We start from the raw sequence: 19996 nt of genomic DNA on the forward strand, positions 1-19996 counted from the left end.
TGCCCTCTTGACAGCATGACCCCGCGACGTTGCTCCCGGTGTCCTCGCCGCGAGTTACGACACATCCCCAACGCACGCGACCAGCTTCACGCCAAGTCAGACGCCGACGGCCCGCCCCGCACTGATCTCCAAGGATTCGCGCGTTCAGCGCGTGCCTGATTTCTATCCTTCACGGGGTTTAGAGGCCTAGTGCAGATTGGTGGGGGCGGGGGTGGCGATGCTATCCATTTGCATCCAGCCGTTGTAGTATCGAGGTACGCCATGAACCACGCCGAGCACCTTTGCGGATCAACCGGCCCGCGGGGGAACAGGCAGATTGCGGTGGTAGTGATCGCTGCGCTTTTGGCTGGCCTAATGGCAATGGCTGGAGGCGCCTCAGTCGCGGCGCAGTCCGGTACCGGCTCCTCGGAGGAGGGCACCCTGTTGGCCGACCCGTCGCGGGGGTCTGAGCCCGCGACCGCCGCGGCGCAGAGGTGCTTCGAACACCACAGATTCGGCGCTCAGCTCGTGGACGTAGCCAAGACCGCCGACGGCCAGACCGTGCTGGCGCAGACCAGTTGGAACTGGCATGACTCCATCGGCTGCTACCTCACCCTCGACGATGACGCGCTGGCCGTGTTGCGGGCCGCCCCGCCGCCCCAAAGCCTGCCCGACGCAGAAACCGAGAACTCGAAACGGTGCTTTGAGCACCACCAATTCGGCCAGCAGCCCGTCGACGTGGCCAAGACCGCCGACCGCAAGTCCGTGCTCGCCCGGTTGAGCTGGGGCTACCACGACGCTATCGGCTGCTATCTGGTGCTCGACGACACCGCCCTCGCCACCCTACGCGACGCCCACACCGATGACACCGAAACAACCGACTCCGACGACGGCACGGCCGACACTGACACAAGCGACGACGAGATGCCCCAAGCTGGCCCACAGTTCACCTCCATCGCCACGAGCCGGTTCCACGCCTGCGGGATCAGAACCGATGGGACCGTCCAATGCTGGGGCAACAACAGCTGGGGCCAGGCGAACGCGCCTGCGGGAGTGCGGTTCACCGCCATCAGTGCCACCGAAAGCCAGACATGTGGGATCAGGACCGACGGCACCGTCAAATGCTGGGGCACTCACTTCGACAACATAAGGGGCGCGTTTCAGTTCTCCTTCAACAACTTGTACTTCTGGATTGACGAAATCGTCCCGCTGGATGCGCCTGAGGGAATGGAGTTCACCGCTATTGCCGCCACCGACAACCACATGTGCGGGATCAGAACCGATGGGACGGCCCACTGCTGGGGCAACAACCAATACGGCCAGGTGGACGCGCCCGCGGGAGTGCGGTTCACCGCCATAAACGCCTCGCACAACCACACCTGCGGGATCAGAACCGACGGGACGGCCCAATGCTGGGGCGACAACCAATACGGCCAGGCGGACGCGCCCGCGGGAGTGCGGTTCACCGCCATCACCACCACATTAAACAACACCTGCGGGATCAGAACCGACGGGACCGCCCAATGCTGGGGCATCGTCCCGAATGAGGTGCCCGCCGGTGTGCGGTTCACCGCCATCACCACCTCCCACAGCCACACCTGCGGGATCAGAACCGACGGGACCGCCCAATGCTGGGGCAACAGCAGCATCTGGGGCAGGTCGGAGGCACCGGCCGGAGTGCAGTTCACCGCCATCGCCGCCTCTTTCGACGACACCTGTGGGATCACAGCCGACGGAGCCATCCTGTGCTGGGGCAGCAGCTGGCCCACCCCGTTTGAGACGCCGGCCGGTGTGCGGTTCACCGCTTTCACCAACCCCTACAACGGCGGCCACAAGTGCGGGATCAGAACCGACGGGACCGCCCAATGCTGGGGCAGCAACTGGCAAGGCCAGGCGAATGCGCCTGCCGGAGAGCGGTTCACCGCCATCGCCGCCGGCTACCGTCACACGTGCGGGATCACAACCGATGGAACAGCCCAATGCTGGGGCGACGTCCCGATTGCCACGCCCGCCGGGGAGCAGTACACCGCCATCGCCGCCGGCCGGTTCCATGCCTGCGGGCTCAAGACCGACGGAACCGTCCACTGCTGGGGCGACTTGCAGGGCTCCCGCCCCCTGATTGAGTCGCCTCCCGGAGAGCAGTACACCGCCATCGCCGCCGGCCGCCGTTACACGTGCGGGATCACAACCGACGGAGCCGCCCAATGCTGGGGAAGCCCCCCCATTGAGACGCCTGTCGGAGAGCAGTTCACTGCCATCGCCGCCGGCGACGACCATGCGTGCGCGTTGACCGCCGACGGCGCCGCCCACTGCTGGGGCAATAACCAAACCGGCGAGACGGACGCGCCCGCCGGTGTGCGGTTCACAGCCATCGCCGCCGGCGAAGACTATACGTGCGGGATCAGAACTGACGGCGCCGCCCAATGCTGGGGAAGCTTCCACCATGCCTACGGCCCGCCGAATGCGCCTGCCGAAGAGCGGTTCGCCGCCATCGCCGCCGGCCGGTTCCACGCCTGCGGGATCAGAACCGACGGTGCCGCCCAATGCTGGGGCATCAACAAGTACGGCCAAGCGGACGCGCCGGTCGGAGAGCGGTTCACCTCCATCACCGCCGGCCACAGCCATACGTGCGCGTTGACCACAGACGGGACCGCCCACTGCTGGGGCGACAACCAATCCGGCCAGTCGGATGCGCCCACCGGAGTGCAGTTCACCGCCATTGCCGCTGGCGAGAGATACACGTGCGGGACGAGAACAGACGGCACCACCCAATGCTGGGGAAGCCTCCCGATCGCGACGCCGGTCGGAGAGCGGTTCACCGCCATCACCGCCGCCGAGAGATACGAGGGATACACCTGCGGGATCAAGACTGACGGCACCGCCCAATGCTGGGGAAGCCACCCGATCGCATACTCATCTAGAGCTCCGGTGGTCGGGATGGCTGAGTCTGCCGGTGTGCGGTTCTCCGCCATCACCGCAGGCCGCAACCTCATCTGCGGGATCAGAATCGACGGAACAGCCCAATGCTGGGGCGACAACCAATACGGCCAGGCGAATGCGCCAGCCGGAGAGCAGTTCACCGCCATCGCCACCGGTCACAACCTCACCTGCGGGATCAGGACCGAAGGGACCGCCCAATGCTGGGGCGACAACAGACGCGGTCAAGCCGACGCGCCGACCGGGACACAGTTCACCGCCATCGCCCCCGGTTACGGCCACGCTTGCGGGATCAGAACCGACGGCACCGCCCAATGCTGGGGCGACAACGAATACGGCCAGGCGGACGCGCCGACCGGTGTGCAGTTCACCTCCATCGCCGCCGGTATCGTCCACGCTTGCGGGATCACAACCGACGGCACCGCCCAATGCTGGGGCGACAACCTATTCGGCCAGGCGGATGCCCCGACCGGTGTGCGGTTCACCTCCATCACCTCCGGCCGGTTCCATGCCTGCGGGATCACAACCGATGGAACCGCCCAATGCTGGGGCGACGTCCCGATTGACACGCGCGCCGGAGCGCAGCTCACCGCCTCCACCGGACCCTACGGCGGGAGCAACGCTTGCGGGATCAGGACCGACGGCACCGCCCAATGCTGGGACTACGAAGACCACGGCCAGTCGAATGCGCCCACCGGAGCGCAGTTCACCGCTATCACCGCAGGCGAAGACCACGCGTGCGGAATCACAACCGACGGAACCGCCCAATGCTGGGGCGACAACCGCTTCGGCCAGTCGAATGCGCCCACCGGAGCGCAGTTCACCGCTATCACCGCAGGCGAAGACCACGCGTGCGGAATCGCAACCGACGGAACAGCCCAATGCTGGGGCAACAATGAATACCCCCACACGAATGGGCTGGCCAGTGCGCGGTTCACCTCTATCACCGCTGGCGAAGACTACACCTGCGGGATCAGAACCGATGGAACAGCCCAGTGCTGGAGCGACGACTCATTCGTCCAGATGGATGCGCCAGCCGGTGCCCGGTTCACCGCCGTAACCGCTGGCCGGGGCCACACATGTGGACTGATCTCCGACGGCACCGTCCGCTGCGCGGGCCGTAACACTCAGGGCCAAGCCGACGTGCCGACCGGTGCGCTTTTCACAACCGTCGCCGCCGGCCACAACCACACCTGCGGGATCACAACCGACGGCACCGCCCAATGCTGGGGCAACAGCCGGTACGGCCAGTCGAATCCGCCCGCCGGAGTGCCTTTCACCGCCATCGCCGCCGGGCGGAACCACACCTGCGGGATCAGAACTGACGGCACCGCCCAATGCTGGGGCGACAGCAGACTCAGTCAAGCCGACGCGCCTGCTGGAACACAGTTCACAGCCGTCACCGCCGGTTACAACCACACCTGCGGGATCACAACCGATGGAACAGCCCAATGCTGGGGCAGCTACCTCGTTGGCGAAGAACCATACGTGGAAGACGACTCCTGGGGGGAGTACAGCCCGTTCTCCTGGTTCAAGTACATCCCGATGGAGGCGCCCGCCGGGACTCAGTTCTCTACTATCACTTCCGGCAACCACCACACCTGCGGGATCACAACCGACGGAGCAGCCCAGTGCTGGGGCAGCTACTGGTACCAGCCCAGGGCACATTACAACCAGGCCGACGCGCCTGCCGGTGTGCAGTTCACCGCCATCGCCGCCGGTAGCGACTTCACGTGCGGAGTCAGAACCGACGGAGCAGTCCAATGCTGGGGAGAAACGAGAAGTGTTTTATCCGCAAGAGAATCCTCAGAGTGAACTGTATTCGTCATCGGTTTTCGAAACTCGCGACTTCAGCGAAAGTCGGCAAAGGGGCGTTTTTCGTCGCTGTCGCACTGCTGTTCGCCCAGGCAGCGATACCCGGCATCCCGGTATCGGCCCAGCCCCAGCAGAGCGCAGCAGATCGGTGTTTCGAACATCATAAATTCGGGGCTCAGCCCGTGGACGTCGCCAAGACGGCCGACGGCCAAACCGTTCTCGCCCGGACAAGTTGGGGCCACCACGACAGCATCGGCTGCTACCTGAGTATTGACGACCAGGCACTATCCGCTCTGCGGGCCGCCCCGCCGCCCCAAAGCCTGCCCGAGGGAAGAACTACGACTTCGCTGCGGTGCTTCACGCACCACCAATTCGGCGAACTGCCGGTGGACGTCGCCAAGACCGTCGACGGCCAAACCGTCCTCGCCCGCCTCAGCTGGAACTGGCACGACACCATCGGCTGCTATCTGGTGCTCGACGACACCGCCCTCGCCACCCTGCAAGCCGCCCACACCGGCCTTACCGATACCGGCCCGACCGATACCGGCACACCCGAAGCCAGCCCGCAGTTCACACCTGTCGCCGCCGGCGACCAATATTCATGCGCCATCAAAACCGACCAAACCGTCGCCTGCTGGGGCGACAATTTCTACGGCCAGACCGAGGCTCCCGACGGCCAATACACCGCCATCGCGGCCGGAGACCTATATTCGTGCGCCATCAAAATCGACCAGACCATCACATGCTGGGGCGACAACACTTTCGGCCGAACCGACGCTCCCGACGGCCAATACACCGCCATCGCAAACGGCCGCGCGCACTCCTGCGCCATCAAAACCGACCAGACCATCACATGCTGGGGCAACAACACTTTCGGCCGAACCGACGCTCCCGACGGCCAATACACCGCCATCGCAAACGGCGGCGCGCACTCCTGCGCCATCAAAACCGACCAGACCATCACATGCTGGGGCTACAACCGGGAGGGCCAAACTGGGGCTCCCGACGGCCGATACACGGCCATAGCCGCCAGCGTCAATCACTCCTGTGCGATAAGTGCCGACCAGAGCATCGTCTGCTGGGGCAACAACGTACACGGCCAGGCTGACGCTCCTCCCGGCCCACACACCGCCATCGCAACTGGCGGCACGCACTCCTGCGCCATCAAGAACGACCAGACCATCGCCTGTTGGGGCAGAAGTCAAGAAGGCCAAATCGACGCTCCTGACGGCCAATACGCCGGAGTCGCCGCCAACGACCGACATTCCTGCGCCATCAGAGCCGACCAAACCGTAACTTGCTGGGGTGACAACCAGAATCGTCAAACCTCCGTGCCCTTGAGGGTGAGAAAACTGGAGAAAGACATCTTGGAGGTGCGGATGGCTCTTGAGTCGGATCCGGCAGCCAGTACGGATCAGCAGTTCGAGTTGGCGATTGATTTCACCCGTGCGGTGACCGGGTTCGTCGCAGACGACATCACCGTTGTCAATGGCGATGTCACTAATTTGTCAGGCTCGGGCTCTGAATTCCGGGCGACAGTTAGAGCCTCGTTTCCAGGCAACGTCGTGATGTGGGTCGGCCGCAGCACAGTCCAAGACCTACGCGGGAACAGCAATGAGCCCTCGCAGCCGCTAGTCGCCAAAGTCGGGCAGACGACAACCAACTCTTTCGACACGTGGGACCGCGACGCGGTGCTGGCAGATTTCGCCGCGGAGTTCGACCGACAAGAACCCGATCCCGGCTGGACCGGCAATCTGGCCCGCTGCATCGCGGGCACAACAAGCCAGGAGTATCGCGACAGCATCTTCCAGAGGATGAACTGGTATAGGCAGATGGCCGGAATTCTCCCCATTGCCGAAGACCCGGAACTATCAAGCACGGCCCAGGCCAAAGCACTGATAATGGCCGCAGAAGGCCGCCTCAGCCACCGCCCCAATCCCAATTGGGCCTGCTACACCCGAGTCGAATTCAGCGCTGAGTCCCTTTCCAATATCTCAGGCATCAACAGCATCAACTTATATATGCAGGATCCCGGTCCCAACAACATAGACGTCGGCCATCGCCGCATGATCATCAGCAGGAGGCTAGGCCCCTTCGGCACTGGCGACATTCCAGACAGAGCCAACGCCCTGCATGCCCGGATCAGCAATGGCCAGAAGGAAGTCCGAGAGCAGCGAGGCTTTGTGGCGTGGCCCCCACCGGGTTACATCCCTTACCCAGCTGTCTGGGGACGCTGGTCATTCACGCTGCCAAACGCAGACTTCTCCAACGCCACCGTCGCAGTTGTCGACAACGAGGGGCCGGTGGAAGCCCAGATCATCTACGACCAACCAGTGGCAGAGCCAGGGATTGTCTGGGCCATGGACGGCGACGAGGACTCTGACCGGCATGCTCGACCGTCAGACGATTACCTCTGCTACACAGTAGCCATCACCGGAGTGCAGATCGACGGTGCAACTCAGCCACCCTACGAATATGCCACCTGCGTCACCGACGACCCTCGCCGATCAATCTTCCCCGCCTAGCCTGCTTTGCAGGGCATGGCGGGGCTATGCCTCGCCTGTTGGCCCGCTTGAGGTCTCTTTCGAAGCGGGTTGTTGTAAGCAGGCGCACCGACGTCTACGCCTTGGCCTTGAGATCCTCTAGCGCCAGGTACTCCACAAGATCGGTCCCGGCTTGGGCCTGCTGAAGAGCCTCGACAGTCTCGGTATTGGGAAGTCTCACGTCGAACGGCAGCCCCCGCTGCATGGCCACCTGCGTATAGAACAAAGTGATCGCCTCTGTCGCTGACATGCCTAACTCACCAAGCACCTCCTCAACCTCGCGCTTCAACTCCGGTTCCACTCGGGCCCGAATCATCTCAGTCTTAGCCACGACTGCACCTCCTGTCTCGAGGCTATCTGTTCCCCAATTGGGGAACAACTGCATTGAGGGGTGTCTTCGGTACAGGTGAACCTGCGATTCATCCTGAGCTCCGGAACGATCAGCAGACGGCGACGCGTTTTGGGCGTCAATCCTCGAAGACCGGTGGGCGCTTCTCGGAACGGGCCAGGATGGCTTCTTCGAAGTTGCGGGTGGTCATTCGCACTAGCAGCTGTGCGTTCATCTCCGAGCGCATGTGGGCCGCGTAGCTGGACGCCTCCAGGCCGGCCCAGAGCATTCGCTTGGTGAGCTCGGTGCCGGGACGGCTGAATGCGGCGATCCCGGTACCGATCTCGTAGCAACGCTCCAACAAGTCGGCTGGCGGCACCGTATCGCTCACGAGGCCGATGCGGGCCGCTTCATCAGCATCGACGTCTCTTCCGGTGAGCATTATCTCGAAGGCACGCGACGACCCGATCGCCCTGGGCAAGGTGAAACTGAGGCCCAGCTCGGCCGCAGTGAGGCCGTTGTTGATGCCAGCAGCACGGAAGTAGGCCTCCGTGGACGCAATGCGTATGTCGCAGGCCAGAGCGAGGCACATCCCCCCGCCAATGGCCGCACCGTTGATGGCAGCTATCACCGGCTGGTGGAGGTCGCCTATCAGCTCGATGACCTCGTGAAGACGGTCGGCGGCCCGGTGGGCAATGGTTGAAGGAGTGAGACCATCGATGTAGGGCACCCGGCCCGCGCTCACCAGGTCAGCGCCGGAGCAGAAGCCGTGGCCGGCGCCGGTGACCACCACCGCCCGAATGTTGTTGTCGTTGTTGACGTCCCGCAGGGCCTCAGCGAGGGGCACCATCACATCGAAGGCCATGGCGTTCATGCGCTCGGGCCGGTTCAGCGTGACCCGCGCGATGTCGGGCCGGGGGTGGTCGATCAGTACGAAATCGTCTGTGGAGGACATAGCGGGAGACAGTACCAGTCACCTATTCAGGGCGAATCCTGAGTCGGGCAAGTCGGGCCTTCCCTCTGCACCGTTGATGTGCCCCCGCAGAGCCCGAGAGGAGAATCGAACTCCTGGCTTCAGAACCGGTCGAGTCGTTCGATCAGACCTGCCATTTCTTGGCCTGGGTCGTCGACCGCAACAATGTCGGCCTCCACTGAACGGAGAGCCTCAGAAGGTAGATCAGTCGAGATGGAAGCGTGGAGAGTCTGGCTACCAATCACCAGGAGCTCATTGTCACCAAAGATCGCCCCGGCAACTCGGACCGCATGGTCGAACGCATCGCGATTCACGCGGCACCCCGGAGCGACCTGTAGACAGCAGCGCGTTGTGCTGGAGAGAGCACTCCGGCGAACGGGGTGACCTGACGAAGATCGCGCCCATGCTCACTGGGATCGAGCATCCGGGCAACGATCTGGTCGGTTGTCCCTTCGAGTATCCCCTCCCACTCATCAAGCAGCGAAGTGGCATGGGGATTGAGCGAACGCATTCGGGAAATGTTGTGCATTGCCACCTCAATGACCTCCCTGTGCCTCATTCTCAGTTCCTTAGAGATGGCGGCATGAAGTGCGATACTCCTCTCCTGATCACGGGTGAGCGGAGTACCCACCAACGGAAAGCACGCGAGGCCCACCGAACTCGCCATCCGCTCCACCGTGCGCCAGGTAGGACTCTTCGCACCAGCTTCATAGGCAGCCACCGTGGGCTGTGAGGTTCTGGCAGCGTCAGCCAACTGGCGCTGGGTCATGCCAACTGCTGCACGGATGGACCGAACCGGGTTCATAAGCCAAGTATATTCGAATAGATATACCACGAGGGCACGAATTGGCTGGCGGAGGGATGTTCGCCAGTTGGGTAGTGCCTGCGTAGGACCGGGATTTTCAGAGCCTGCCGAATCGCGTCACATTTCAGTGCGCTCCGTATCACATTTGTGCCGGCGACCTGGGCTTTCGCTTGCCAAGTTGCCACAGTCGTTCCAAGTCCGCAGGAGTGGGGGTCGGGCTGGCCCCCGGGGCTGGCTTGGAGCCCGCTTCACGTCTGGTTCGCAGCCTCCACTGCGGCTGCGCCCACGCGACCCAACCGGCGCAGGCCCAGGCTTGCCGATAGTGCCCAGCCCGGTGGAGGCGGCGCACATTTGCAGGGCTGGCCGCTAGCCGTCCAGCCCTGCCACTGCTGGGCCGCAACCGGCCGAGCGGCAAGCCCCGGCACTCCGGTGCTGGGGCCGTCCGGCTGAGCGATGGTGGGTAGCATGCCCTGTTGTGGGGTTCGACGCCGCGTCGAAGGCCGCCCTGGTATTGGCTGCTTGGGCGCTGGTGGCCTCCGCGGTAGCGGCCGCGGGGTCGGCCGCTGCCCAAGGCGGCGCTGAGCCGAGCCCGGCGCAGCGTTGCTTCGGCCACCACCGGTTCGGCGCCGACCCCGTCGACGTGGCGAAAACCGCCGACGGGCAGACCGTCCTGGCCCAGGTTAGCTGGGGGTACCACGACAGCATCGGCTGCTACCTGAGCCTCGGCGAGGACGCGCTGGCCGTGTTGCGGGCCGCCCCGCCCCCAGAGTCGCTGCCCGACAGCGGTACCGCCGTGTCGCAGGGATGCTTCGCGCACCACCAGTTCGGCGCCGTGCCGGTCGACGTGGCGAAGACCGCTAACGGGCAGACTGTTTTGGCCCGCCTCAGCTGGAACTGGCACGACAGCATCGGCTGCTACCTCGTGCTCGACGACACAGCGCTCGGCGCGCTCCGCGCATCAGCGGCCACGGCCAGCGCAGCGGAGGCCGCCGCGGCGGGCTGGTATCCCGATCCGGCGTGCCGCTATCTGTGGCGGTGGTGGGACGGCCTGGCGTGGACCGACACAGTCGGCGACGGAACTGCCGAGCACACAGATCCGCTGGTCCCAAGCGACAGCGCCGCTAGTCCGTCTGAGCCGCCCTCCGACTGCCCCGCGGCGGGCTGGTTCCCCGATCCGGCGTGCCGCTATCTGTGGCGGTGGTGGGACGGCCTGGCGTGGACCGACACGGTCGGCGACGGAACTGCCGAGCACACAGATCCGCTGGTCCCCGGCGACAGCGGCCACCCGCCGGGAACAGCGCCGGACTGCGCCGCCGAAGAACCCGAAACGCCCGAAGAACCAGAAGAGCCCGACCTGGAGCCGGCGGTGGCCGGCTGGTATCCCGATCCGACGTGCCGGTACCCGTGGCGGTGGTGGGACGGGCAGACGTGGACGTCCAGCGTGGGCGACGGCGGGCCGGCTACGAGCGACCCGATCCGCGCCGGCGACAGCGACGGCCCGCCAACAACAGCGCCGGACTGTTCCGCCGTGGCCGGCTGGTATCCCGATCCGACGTGCCGGTACCCGTGGCGGTGGTGGGATGGGCAGACTTGGACGTCCAGCGTCGGCGACGGCGGGCCTGCGACGAGCGACCCGATCCGCGCCGGCGACAGCGACGACGCGCCGGCGACAGAGCCGGAGTGCCCTGCGGCCGGCGATCTCCCGTCGGCCGAAGAGGCCGTCGGGCATTACATCTCCATCTCAGGCACGTGCGCCATCAGGACCGACAGGACCGCGGTGTGCGGTGGCTCCAACCGCTACGGCCTGTCGGATGTGCCCGACGGGCAGTTCACCGCCATCGGAGCAGGTGGCGTCCATGCGTGCGCTATCAGGACCGACAGAAAAATGGTTTGCTGGGGGTTCAATGAGGACGGTCGGGCGAATGCGCCCGACGGCCAGTTCTTGACCATGTCAGCCAGCAGCAGACATGTGTGCGCCACCAGAATCGACAACACCGCCGTGTGCTGGGGCTGGAACTACTACGGCCAGTCGGATGCCCCTCACGGCCAGTTCATGTCCTTGGCGGCCGGCATCTGGCATTCGTGCGGGATCAGAACCGGCCAGACCATCGAATGCTGGGGCGACAACGACAACGGCCAGTCAGACGCGCCCGACGGGCAGTTCACCGCCATCACGGCCGGCTTCATACACTCGTGTGCCATCAGAGCCGACCAGACCGCCGTGTGCTGGGGCTCCAACCGTTACGGCGAGTCGGATGCGCCCGACGGGCAGTTCACCGCCATCGCCGCTAGCTGGCACCATTCGTGTGCCATCAGAGCCGACCAGACCGCAGTGTGCTGGGGCTCCAACCGTGAGGGCCAGTCGGATGCGCCCGACGGCCAGTTCACCGCCATCACGGCCCACAGCGGCTATACGTGCGCCGTCAGGACCGACAACACCGCCGTGTGCTGGGGCCTGAACCGCTACGGCCAGGCGGACGCGCCCGACGGCCAGTTCACCGCCATTGCAGCCGGAGCCGATCATTCGTGCGCCATCAGAGCCGACCAGACCGCAGTGTGCTGGGGCAGCAGCAACGACAGGCAAGGCGAATACACGGGCCAGGCGGACGCGCCCGACGGGCAGTTCACCGCCATCACAGCCGGCGGCATCTACAACGGCCTCTCGTGCGCGATCCGGGCCGACAACACCGCCGAGTGCTGGGGTTCCAACCGGTATGGGATTTACCCGTCGCAGGTCGACACTGTCCGGGCGGACGCGCCCGACGGGCAGTTCACCGCCATCTCAGCCGGCGGCGGCCATTCGTGCGGCATCAGAGCTGATGAAACCGTCGAATGCTGGGGCGACAACCGCTACGGCCAAACAGATGCGCCCGACGGCCAGTTCACCGCCATCTCAGCCGGCGGCGAGCACTCGTGCGGCATCAGAGCCGACAACACCGCCGAATGCTGGGGCCGGAACAGGTACCGCCAAGCGGACGCGCCTGACGGCCAGTTCACCGCCATCTCAGCCGGCTACCGGCACTCGTGCACCATCAGAGCAGACAACACCGCCGAATGCTGGGGCTGGAACTGGTACCACCAAAGAGCAGCGCCCGACGGCCAGTTCACCGCCATCTCTGCCGGCTACCTGCACTCGTGCGCCATCAGAGCCGACAACACCGCCGAATGCTGGGGCTCCGGACCGACAAACGCTCCTGACGGGCAGTTCATCGCCATCTCAGCCGGCGCCTTCCATTCGTGCGCCATCAGAACAGACAAAACCGCCGAATGCTGGCAAAGGACGACAACTCGACCGGCGGGCATATCCTGGGCAGACTGACCCAGGCGGCGGCCTCTCAGACGAGACCGGCCACGAGACGTTCGTCATCCTGGGACGTGCCCGGCGAGGCCACCCGCCTATACAGCGCCTCCCGCGAGATCGCCAGTGACTGGAACCACCCGCCCGGAGCCGCTGGGCCGCCAGCACTGAGAATCGAAGTCAGCGTCGCCGCCTGCCTGATGGCTGGCCGTCTGTTTGCGCCCCAATGCCGGGGCGGCAGCGGCCCGAGCCTATCGCCGTCCGGGACGTCGAGATGTTCGGCCAGCAGCCACAGGTATCGGGAGTGCATGCCGACGACCTGGTCGCATACCACCCGGCATTCCAGCCCGTCGACCACCTCGGCGCCGTCGCGGACGTCGGCGCCGAATCTTTGGAGCCTCTCGGCCCCGGTAGTGTGCCGGAGCGCTTCGATCAGCGCCCGGGTAATCAGGATCGGGCAATTGACCTTGAGAGCCCGAGAGGAGAATCGAACTCCTGACCTATTCATTACGAATGAATTGCTCTACCGACTGAGCTACTCGGGCGCGGGGGTCAGGCTACCAGCCCTATTGGCTGGGGGGAGATAGGAAAAGGGCTTGGAGGAAGGGTTCGCTGGGGTCTTTCACCAGGCAAGCGTGGACGTCACGGATGCGGTGATGTGTTGACCGGCATATGTGGTTGTGTGTTAACGCCATCGCCGGTAGCCTGTGGTCAATCTTCCCCGCCTGGCCTGCTTTGCAGGGCATGGCGGGGCTATTTTTTGCCCGGATTCTTGGGGTTCTATGCCCGACACCAGAGTCGTCGTATTTGTCGACTATCAGAACGTCTACCACTGTGCCCGCGACCTGTTCTTCGCATCCGGCAAGGCAGCGCCATGGCTGGGAAGCGTTGATCCCTTCCGACTCGGTGAACTCCTGTGCCGTCTCGGGCAGGAAAAGGATCCGAGCCGCAGGCTGGCGGGTGTGCGGGTGTATCGAGGCCAGCCCGACATGCGCAGCGGCATAAAGCTCAGCCAGTCATTCGACAGGCAGGTAGCAAATTGGAGGCGGCGACCGGGAGTCACGGTTCATACACGGCCTTTGAGGTATCACCGTGTCTCCAGGCCTGGCAACAAGCCTGAATGGGTAGCTCGAGAGAAGGGCGTCGATGTGATGATGGCCTTGGACATCTCGATCGGGGCACGCAGCAACAACTACGAAGTGGCCGTGGTCGCCTCCGCAGACACCGATCTCCTGCCCGCCCTTGAAGACGCGGCAAGCGTCGGCAAGCGGGTAGAAACAACGACTTGGGGTACGCCGGGATTGTCCCGTGGCCCACTGCGGATTTCTGGCCGCAACACTTGGAACCACTATCTCGACAAGAGCCTTTTCGATCTTGTACGTGACGACACCAACTATCTCTCCAGTCCGTAGATGCCTGGAATTCTGGACGGCCCTGGGAATCCGGCCAACGGGCGCTCCGGCGAACTACCAGCCCTATTGGTGGGGGAGAGATAGGAAAAGGGACTGGAGCAGGAGGGGTTCGTTGGGGTTTCTTATCAGGCTGGCGTGGGCTTCTCGGATGTGGTTGATGGCGGTGGTGGCGTCTGAGCTGTGGCGGTCGTCGCTCATCTGCTGGCGGTAGCAGTCGGCCAGGGTGGCCAGGCCGAAGCGGAGCTCGTCGGCTCGCAGCAGGCGTTGTTCTCGGCGGTGGCGGGCGTCCATCTCTCGGCGAAGGCGGGCCTGGGCACCCACGTCGGCTTCGACGCGGGCCAAGTCGGCTGACTCGTTTTGCTGGCGAGCGGTCAAAGGGGCCTGCGCTTCGTCGATGAGCGCCCGTAGTTCCTCCACCAGCACCGCCACCGTGGCGCCGGTGCCGTCCAAGCGGGCCGGTGCGGCGGCCCAGGCCCGGCGGCGGGCGCTGAGGCCGTCGTCGGTGGCCAGCAGGCGGGCCCGGGTCACATCCCCGGCCGCGGCGGCCACGATGTCATCCAACCACTGGGGATCAACTCCCTCGCGCTCGAGAATGGCGCGCACATCTTCGTCGAACACCGGGTCGAACTCGACGATGACACAGCGGGAGGCCACGGTGGTGTGGTCGGGGGGGATCTCCTCGCTCAACAGCACAATCACCGCGGTGGGAGGCGGCTCTTCAATGGTCTTGAGGAGGCTGGCCACCGCCTCGGGCTCCGCAGTGTGGAACCGGTCGCAGACGATCACTTTGCGGCTGCCCTCCACCGGGCTGCGAGACGCTTCGAAGATGATCTCGTCGGCCTCGACCACCCGCAGCGTGCGACCCTCCGGCTCGTGCCACGACACGTCGGGGTGGCGACCGGCCAGCGCCAAGCGGCGACTACGGGAATCTACCCCGATCAGCGCGGCGGCAAAGGCCAGCGCGGCAGTGCGCTTGCCCGTGCCCCGCGGCCCGCAGAACAGGTAGGCGTGAACCGGCTGAACGGCGGATGCGGCCAAGATCTCGGCCACCCGGGGCTGGCCCACCAACCCCGACCAGATATCGCTGACCGCGACGTCAGACACCGAGCCGCTTCCTCACTGCGGCGTACACCGCCTCGGCTACTTCTTCTACCGGGCGGTCTCCATCGATCACCACCCATTGATCGGGGTTCTGCTCGGCCAGGGTCCGGAACCCGTCGAGCACCCGCTGGTGGAACTCGGCGTCCTCGGCCTCGATTCGGTCGCCCGGGGATGGTTGGCGAGACCGGGCCACTTCCTCCGACACCACCAGCAGCACATTCAGGTCGCTTTGGAGACCCCCGGTGGCCAACAGCGACAAGGCCAGAACATCGTCGACTCCCAAGCGGCGCCCGAAGCCCTGATAGGCCAGGGACGACCCGATGAACCGGTCGGTGACCACGTGAATCCCCGAGTCCAGGGCGGGGCGGATCACCTCGGCCACGTGCTGGGCCCGGTCGGCGGCCATCAGCAGAGCCTCGGCGTGGGGCGACAGCGCCAGATCGGGCGAGTCCAACACCAGCGAGCGGATCCGAGCGCCCGAATCGGTGGCCCCAGGCTCGAAGGTCAGCAATGCCCCCAGCCGCTCAGCCAGCAGCTTGGCCTGCGTACTCTTGCCCACGGCCTCGCCGCCTTCGAAGGCAATCAGGCGGCCGGTCATGACTTGGCTCCTCGCCTGGAAACCAGGGTCAAGAAACCAGCAGCCACCATGATGAGGGCGGCCAGCCACAGCGTGAGGCGGACGCCGGGGATGATCACGTCAAAGCCGAGAATGTTCACATCCTTGTCGAAGAACTTGTCCGACAGCCCGTTCAGGAATAGGGCCAGTGCGGGGCCGAGCAGCAGGGCGAGCATCACCGACGACCGCACCAGCGTGAAGAGCCCAGCAAAGACCCGAGCTCGCAGCTCCTCGGTGGCATTCTCCTGGAGCAGGGTGATCCCCAAGACATACACCGTTCCCGCGCACACCCCAAGACCGCCCACGAGCAGGGCTGACCCAAGCAGCGTCCACATCGACGTAGCGACAAAGAGGCAGATTCCGGCCCCGAATACCGCGGCTACGAAGATCCGCTCTTTGTGCAACTGGCTCTGCCTCGCGGCCAACCCGGCAATTCCCAGAGCCACGCCGATTCCCAGAGCCACCATGAAGGTGAGGAACCCCTCTCCACCATCCACGTCGAGCACATCTTCAGCAAACACCGGACCCAAGGGAATGATCATTCCCCCGCCGATCAACCCCACCGCGAGGGCGACGTTCACCGTTCGAACGGTGGGGTTCACGAAGATGAAGCTCCAGCCTTCCCGCAAGTCTTGAAAGACCTGTTCAGGAGCCCACAGCCGGGTTGGGTCGTCAGGCTGAGCACCGGTTGACTGAGGACCCCGAGGCAGGGCGAGCCGAGAGACAATCGCCGCGGCCACCGCGAAACTCGCGGCGTCGAGGTAGAACGCAATCGACTCTGTGTCAATGCGCAAGAAATCGACCGCGCCGATGTCATCGATGACGTTGGCCAAGTCAGCGAGACCGATGAAGATGCCCGCGGCAATCGGGAACGTGCCATAGGCCGCAACCAGGGAGAGGGAGTTGACTGCGGTCAGCTTCTCCCGGGGCACCAGATTGGGTACCGAGGCCTCTTTGGCCGGGGCCCACAGCAGGGCGAACCCCTCCAGGATCAGCGAGGCCAGCACGAGCTGCCAGACGAAGTCCACAAACGGCAGCCAGAGCAAAGTGGCGGCTCGTCCCAGATCGCACACGACCATCGTCCGCTTGCGGTCCCATCGGTCTACGAGCACTCCAGCGGCCGAGCCGAAGATGAGACCGGGCAGGAAGCGGGCGATCATCACATAGGCCACCGAGGCCTCCGGGGTGCCGCCGCCGACGCGGTTGGCGGTGATGAGGATGGCGAACAAGGCCAGCCAGTCGCCGCCGGAGGAGAAGATCTGGGCAATCCACAGCCTGAGGTACTGGGCGCTGCCGAAAATCCGGTCAACTCGAGCAGAGGCAACCGCAGAGGACTCGTCAAAAGCCATGCCGGGCCGCCTCCACCCGCTCAGGGTAGCTACTGGCTTACGATTCCGACCCAGGCGACGGCTTTTTCTTTGCCGCCCCCGACTTGGCCGCGGGCTTCTTCTTGGCCGCCCCTGACTTGGCCGCGGGCTTCTTCTTGGCCGTGGACTTGCGACGAGCCGCGGGTTTGCCGCCACCGGCGGCCACCTTGTCCCGCCGGATCTGGAGCAACTCCGCGGCCCGCTCCACGGTGAGGGCCTCCACCGAATCGCCCTTGCCCAACGAGGCGTTCACTTCGCCGTCGGTAACATAGGGGCCGTACCGGCCGTCCTTGACCACCATGGGCTTGTCGGTAGCCGGGTCGGAGCCCAGATCCCTCAGCGGGGGCTTGGCCGTCTGACCCCGTCGGCGTCTGGGCTGGGCTAAGAGCTCCAGGCACTGTTCCAGGGTGATGGTGAACAACTGATCCTCGGATTCGAGGCTCCGGTTCTCCTTGCCCTTGCTCAGGTACGGCCCATAGCGCCCGTTTTGCACCACCACCTCGGTGCCGTCGGCGGGATCGGTGCCCACCACCCGGGGAAGCGAAAGCACCTTGAGGGCATCATCGAGGGTGATCGTCTCGGGCTGCATATCGGCCAAAAGAGACGCCCGCTTGGGCTTCTCCCCACCGTTGGCCGGATCCTCGCCCACCTGCACATAGGGCCCGAACCGGCCGGTGCGAACCACCACCGGCAAGCCAGTGTCGGGATCATCCCCCAGAGCACGGTCGCCCGAGGGAGCAGCGATGTAGGAAAGCGCCCGGTCCAGGGTCAGCTCGTCGGGGGGCAGGTCATCGGGAACGCTGGCTCGGTCTTCGCCGCACTCCACATAGGGCCCATAGCGGCCGACCCTGACCACCACCGGCTCACCGTTGTCGTGGGTGCCGAGGGGAATGGAATTCACCGCCCGGGCATCGATGTCGCCCAAGCGGTCGGACACGGCGGTGCGAAGCCCGTATTTGGCCACACCATGGGCCGACTCGTCATCGGGCTCGCCCGCGGCCGGGCCGAAATAGAACCGGCTCAACCAGGGAATGGCCTCCCGGTCGCCGGAGGCAATGCCGTCGAGGTCGTCCTCCATGCGAGCGGTGAAGGCATAGTCCACCAAGTTGGGGAAATGCTGCTCCAGCAGGCTGACCACCGAGAACGCAGTGAACGAGGGCACCAGCGCCGAGCCCTTCTTCCACACGTAGCCCCGGTCGACGATGGTGTTCATGATGGCCGCATAGGTGGACGGCCGGCCCACGCCCAGCTCCTCCAGCCTTCTCACCAGCGACGCCTCGGTATAGCGGGCCGGCGGCTGAGTGGAGTGGCCCGACGGGGATATCTCGTCGATGCCCAGCGGATCGCCAGCGGCCAGCGCGGGCATGCGCCGCTCGGCCTCTTCAGCGTCGGCCTCGTCGTCGGTGCCCTCGGTGTACACCCGGCGGAAGCCCTCGTGGGTGATAACCGTTCCCGCCGCGGAGAAGGCCGCGTCGCGCCCGTCATCGGTGGTGCCGCCGAGGTCCACATGGACGGTCTCGCCCACGGTGTCGGTCATCTGGGAGGCCACGGTGCGCTGCCAGATGAGCTCGTACACCCGAGCCTCCATCTGGGGCACCTCGGCCTTCAGCTCCTCAGGGGAGCGGAACTGATCGCCCGAGGGGCGGATGGCCTCGTGAGCCTCCTGGGCATTCTTGACCTTCTTGGCGTAGTGGCGGGGCTTGTCGGGCAGATAGGAGGCACCGAAGCGCTCGGACACGGTGGCCCGAGCCGCCCGCAAGGCAGTGTCCGACAGGGTGGTGCTGTCGGTGCGCATATAGGTGATGTAGCCCTTCTCGTACAGCGACTGGGCTGCTCGCATGGCCACGGCCGCCGACAGGCGCAGTTTGCGACCAGCCTCCTGCTGGAAGGTGGAGGTCATGAACGGAGCGGCCGGTCGGCGGCGATAGGGCTTCACCTCCACGCCCCGCACCGCGATCTCGGCGTCGGCCAGTGCGCCAGCCAGCGCCCCGGCGGCCGCCTCATCGAGGTGAACGGCATCAGGGCTGCGAAGCTGGCCTGCGGTGGTGAAGTCCCTTCCGGTGGCCACCTTGGCCCCGTCTACCGCGGTGAGCGAGGCGCTGAAGGATGAGGGTTCGCCGGGTTCCAACTCGCCCAGAACCCGGAACACCGCGCTCAGGCTCCAATAGTCGGCCGCAGTGAACGCCATCCGCTCCCGCTCCCGCTCGACCACGATGCGGGTGGCCACGCTCTGCACCCGGCCAGCCGAGAGGCGGGGCAGCACTTTCTTCCACAACACGGGCGACACCTCGTAGCCGTACAGCCGGTCCAAGAGCCGGCGGGCTTCTTGGGCATCCACCAATCGACGGTCCAATTCCCGGGGGGATTCGATGGCCGCCTGAATGGCCGACGGGGTGATCTCGTGGAACACCATTCGCTTGACGTCGACGCCGGACTTGGGAGACAGAACCTCGAGCAGGTGCCAGGCGATGGCCTCGCCCTCGCGGTCTTCATCGGTGGCCAGATACAGCTCGTCGGCCTCTTTGAGCAGTTGCTTCAGCTTGCGTATCTGAGTCTTCTTGTCAGAGGGCACCACGTACAGCGGCTTGAAGTCGTTGTCGACGTCGATTCCCAGTCGCGACCACGACTCGCCCCGGTAAGCCGCGGGCACCTCGCTGGCACTGCTGGGCAGATCGCGGATGTGTCCGATGGAGGACTCCACCACGTAGCCGCTCCCCAAATAGCCCGCGATGGTCTTGGCTTTGGCCGGGGACTCGACGATGACGAGGGCGTTGGGCACGGGGAAAAGCTAAGGGTTGAGGTAGAGGGGATGTCAAGCAGAA

The 19996-nt window shown here is 65.2% G+C and carries 13 protein-coding genes and 1 tRNA gene; 4 read left to right on the plus strand and 10 right to left on the minus strand.

Annotation, left to right across the window (positions count from 1 at the left end):
- The first annotated feature begins 354 nt into the window (after nt 1-354).
- Entirely contained in the window at nt 355-4731 is a 4377-nt protein-coding gene (locus ACOGJC_RS09825; protein WP_419844823.1) for a hypothetical protein, read from the plus strand.
- A gap of 35 nt (nt 4732-4766) precedes the next feature.
- Here ACOGJC_RS09825 and ACOGJC_RS09830 read toward each other — a convergent pair whose 3' ends face one another.
- Nucleotides 4767-4895: a hypothetical protein gene (locus ACOGJC_RS09830; protein WP_419844824.1), complete on the minus strand. Its 129-nt coding sequence runs from the start codon at nt 4893-4895 to the stop codon at nt 4767-4769.
- A gap of 18 nt (nt 4896-4913) precedes the next feature.
- On the opposite strand from ACOGJC_RS09830, the gene ACOGJC_RS09835 reads away from it, so the two are divergent.
- Nucleotides 4914-7256, plus strand: coding sequence for an Ig-like domain-containing protein (locus ACOGJC_RS09835; protein ID WP_419844825.1), 2343 nt, complete (start codon nt 4914-4916; stop codon nt 7254-7256).
- A 94-nt stretch (nt 7257-7350) separates the two neighbouring features.
- Here ACOGJC_RS09835 and ACOGJC_RS09840 read toward each other — a convergent pair whose 3' ends face one another.
- From ACOGJC_RS09840 to ACOGJC_RS09850, 3 genes are all read right to left on the minus strand, one after another.
- Nucleotides 7351-7605 carry a type II toxin-antitoxin system RelB/DinJ family antitoxin gene (locus ACOGJC_RS09840; protein ID WP_419844826.1) on the minus strand — a complete coding sequence of 85 codons (255 nt, stop codon included), beginning with the start codon at nt 7603-7605 and terminating at the stop codon, nt 7351-7353.
- A 136-nt stretch (nt 7606-7741) separates the two neighbouring features.
- Entirely contained in the window at nt 7742-8557 is an 816-nt protein-coding gene (locus tag ACOGJC_RS09845) for an enoyl-CoA hydratase (RefSeq protein ID WP_419844827.1), read from the minus strand.
- A 328-nt stretch (nt 8558-8885) separates the two neighbouring features.
- Nucleotides 8886-9380, minus strand: a complete 495-nt coding sequence (locus ACOGJC_RS09850; RefSeq protein ID WP_419844828.1) for a helix-turn-helix transcriptional regulator — start codon at nt 9378-9380, stop codon at nt 8886-8888.
- Between the two features lie 475 nt (nt 9381-9855).
- On the opposite strand from ACOGJC_RS09850, the gene ACOGJC_RS09855 reads away from it, so the two are divergent.
- Complete coding sequence (locus ACOGJC_RS09855) at nt 9856-12699, plus strand: DUF2510 domain-containing protein (RefSeq protein WP_419844829.1); 2844 nt, start codon at nt 9856-9858, stop codon at nt 12697-12699.
- Between the two features lie 16 nt (nt 12700-12715).
- On the opposite strand, the gene ACOGJC_RS09860 is transcribed toward ACOGJC_RS09855, so the two are convergent.
- Together ACOGJC_RS09860 and ACOGJC_RS09865 are read right to left on the minus strand one after the other, a co-directional pair.
- Entirely contained in the window at nt 12716-13186 is a 471-nt protein-coding gene (locus ACOGJC_RS09860; RefSeq protein WP_419844830.1) for a hypothetical protein, read from the minus strand.
- Nucleotides 13151-13223 (minus strand) — tRNA-Thr (locus ACOGJC_RS09865). The genes ACOGJC_RS09860 and ACOGJC_RS09865 overlap by 36 nt, the downstream gene beginning before the upstream one ends.
- Nucleotides 13224-13460: 237 nt before the next feature.
- Between ACOGJC_RS09865 and ACOGJC_RS09870 the strand changes: the two genes are divergently transcribed.
- Nucleotides 13461-14090 (plus strand): NYN domain-containing protein, encoded by a 630-nt coding sequence (locus ACOGJC_RS09870; RefSeq protein WP_419844831.1) that lies wholly within the window; start codon nt 13461-13463, stop codon nt 14088-14090.
- A gap of 63 nt (nt 14091-14153) precedes the next feature.
- Here ACOGJC_RS09870 and ACOGJC_RS09875 read toward each other — a convergent pair whose 3' ends face one another.
- The 4 genes from ACOGJC_RS09875 to topA are packed head-to-tail and all read right to left on the minus strand — an operon-like array spanning nt 14154 to nt 19953.
- The gene (locus ACOGJC_RS09875; RefSeq protein WP_419844832.1) at nt 14154-15194 is read right to left on the minus strand and encodes a hypothetical protein; all 1041 of its coding nucleotides are present in this window, start codon (nt 15192-15194) and stop codon (nt 14154-14156) included.
- Nucleotides 15187-15789, minus strand: a complete 603-nt coding sequence (gene tmk, locus ACOGJC_RS09880) for a dTMP kinase (protein WP_419844833.1) — start codon at nt 15787-15789, stop codon at nt 15187-15189. The genes ACOGJC_RS09875 and tmk overlap by 8 nt, the downstream gene beginning before the upstream one ends.
- Nucleotides 15786-17156, minus strand: coding sequence for an MFS transporter (locus ACOGJC_RS09885; protein ID WP_419844834.1), 1371 nt, complete (start codon nt 17154-17156; stop codon nt 15786-15788). Before ACOGJC_RS09885 ends, tmk begins: the two co-directional genes overlap by 4 nt.
- A gap of 37 nt (nt 17157-17193) precedes the next feature.
- On the minus strand, nt 17194-19953 hold the full coding sequence (topA, locus tag ACOGJC_RS09890; RefSeq protein ID WP_419844835.1) for a type I DNA topoisomerase: 2760 nt from the start codon (nt 19951-19953) through the stop codon (nt 17194-17196).
- Between the last annotated feature and the right edge of the window lie 43 nt (nt 19954-19996).

Source organism: Candidatus Poriferisocius sp. (assembly GCF_965204015.1).
GTDB lineage: Bacteria > Actinomycetota > Acidimicrobiia > Acidimicrobiales > Bin134 > Poriferisocius.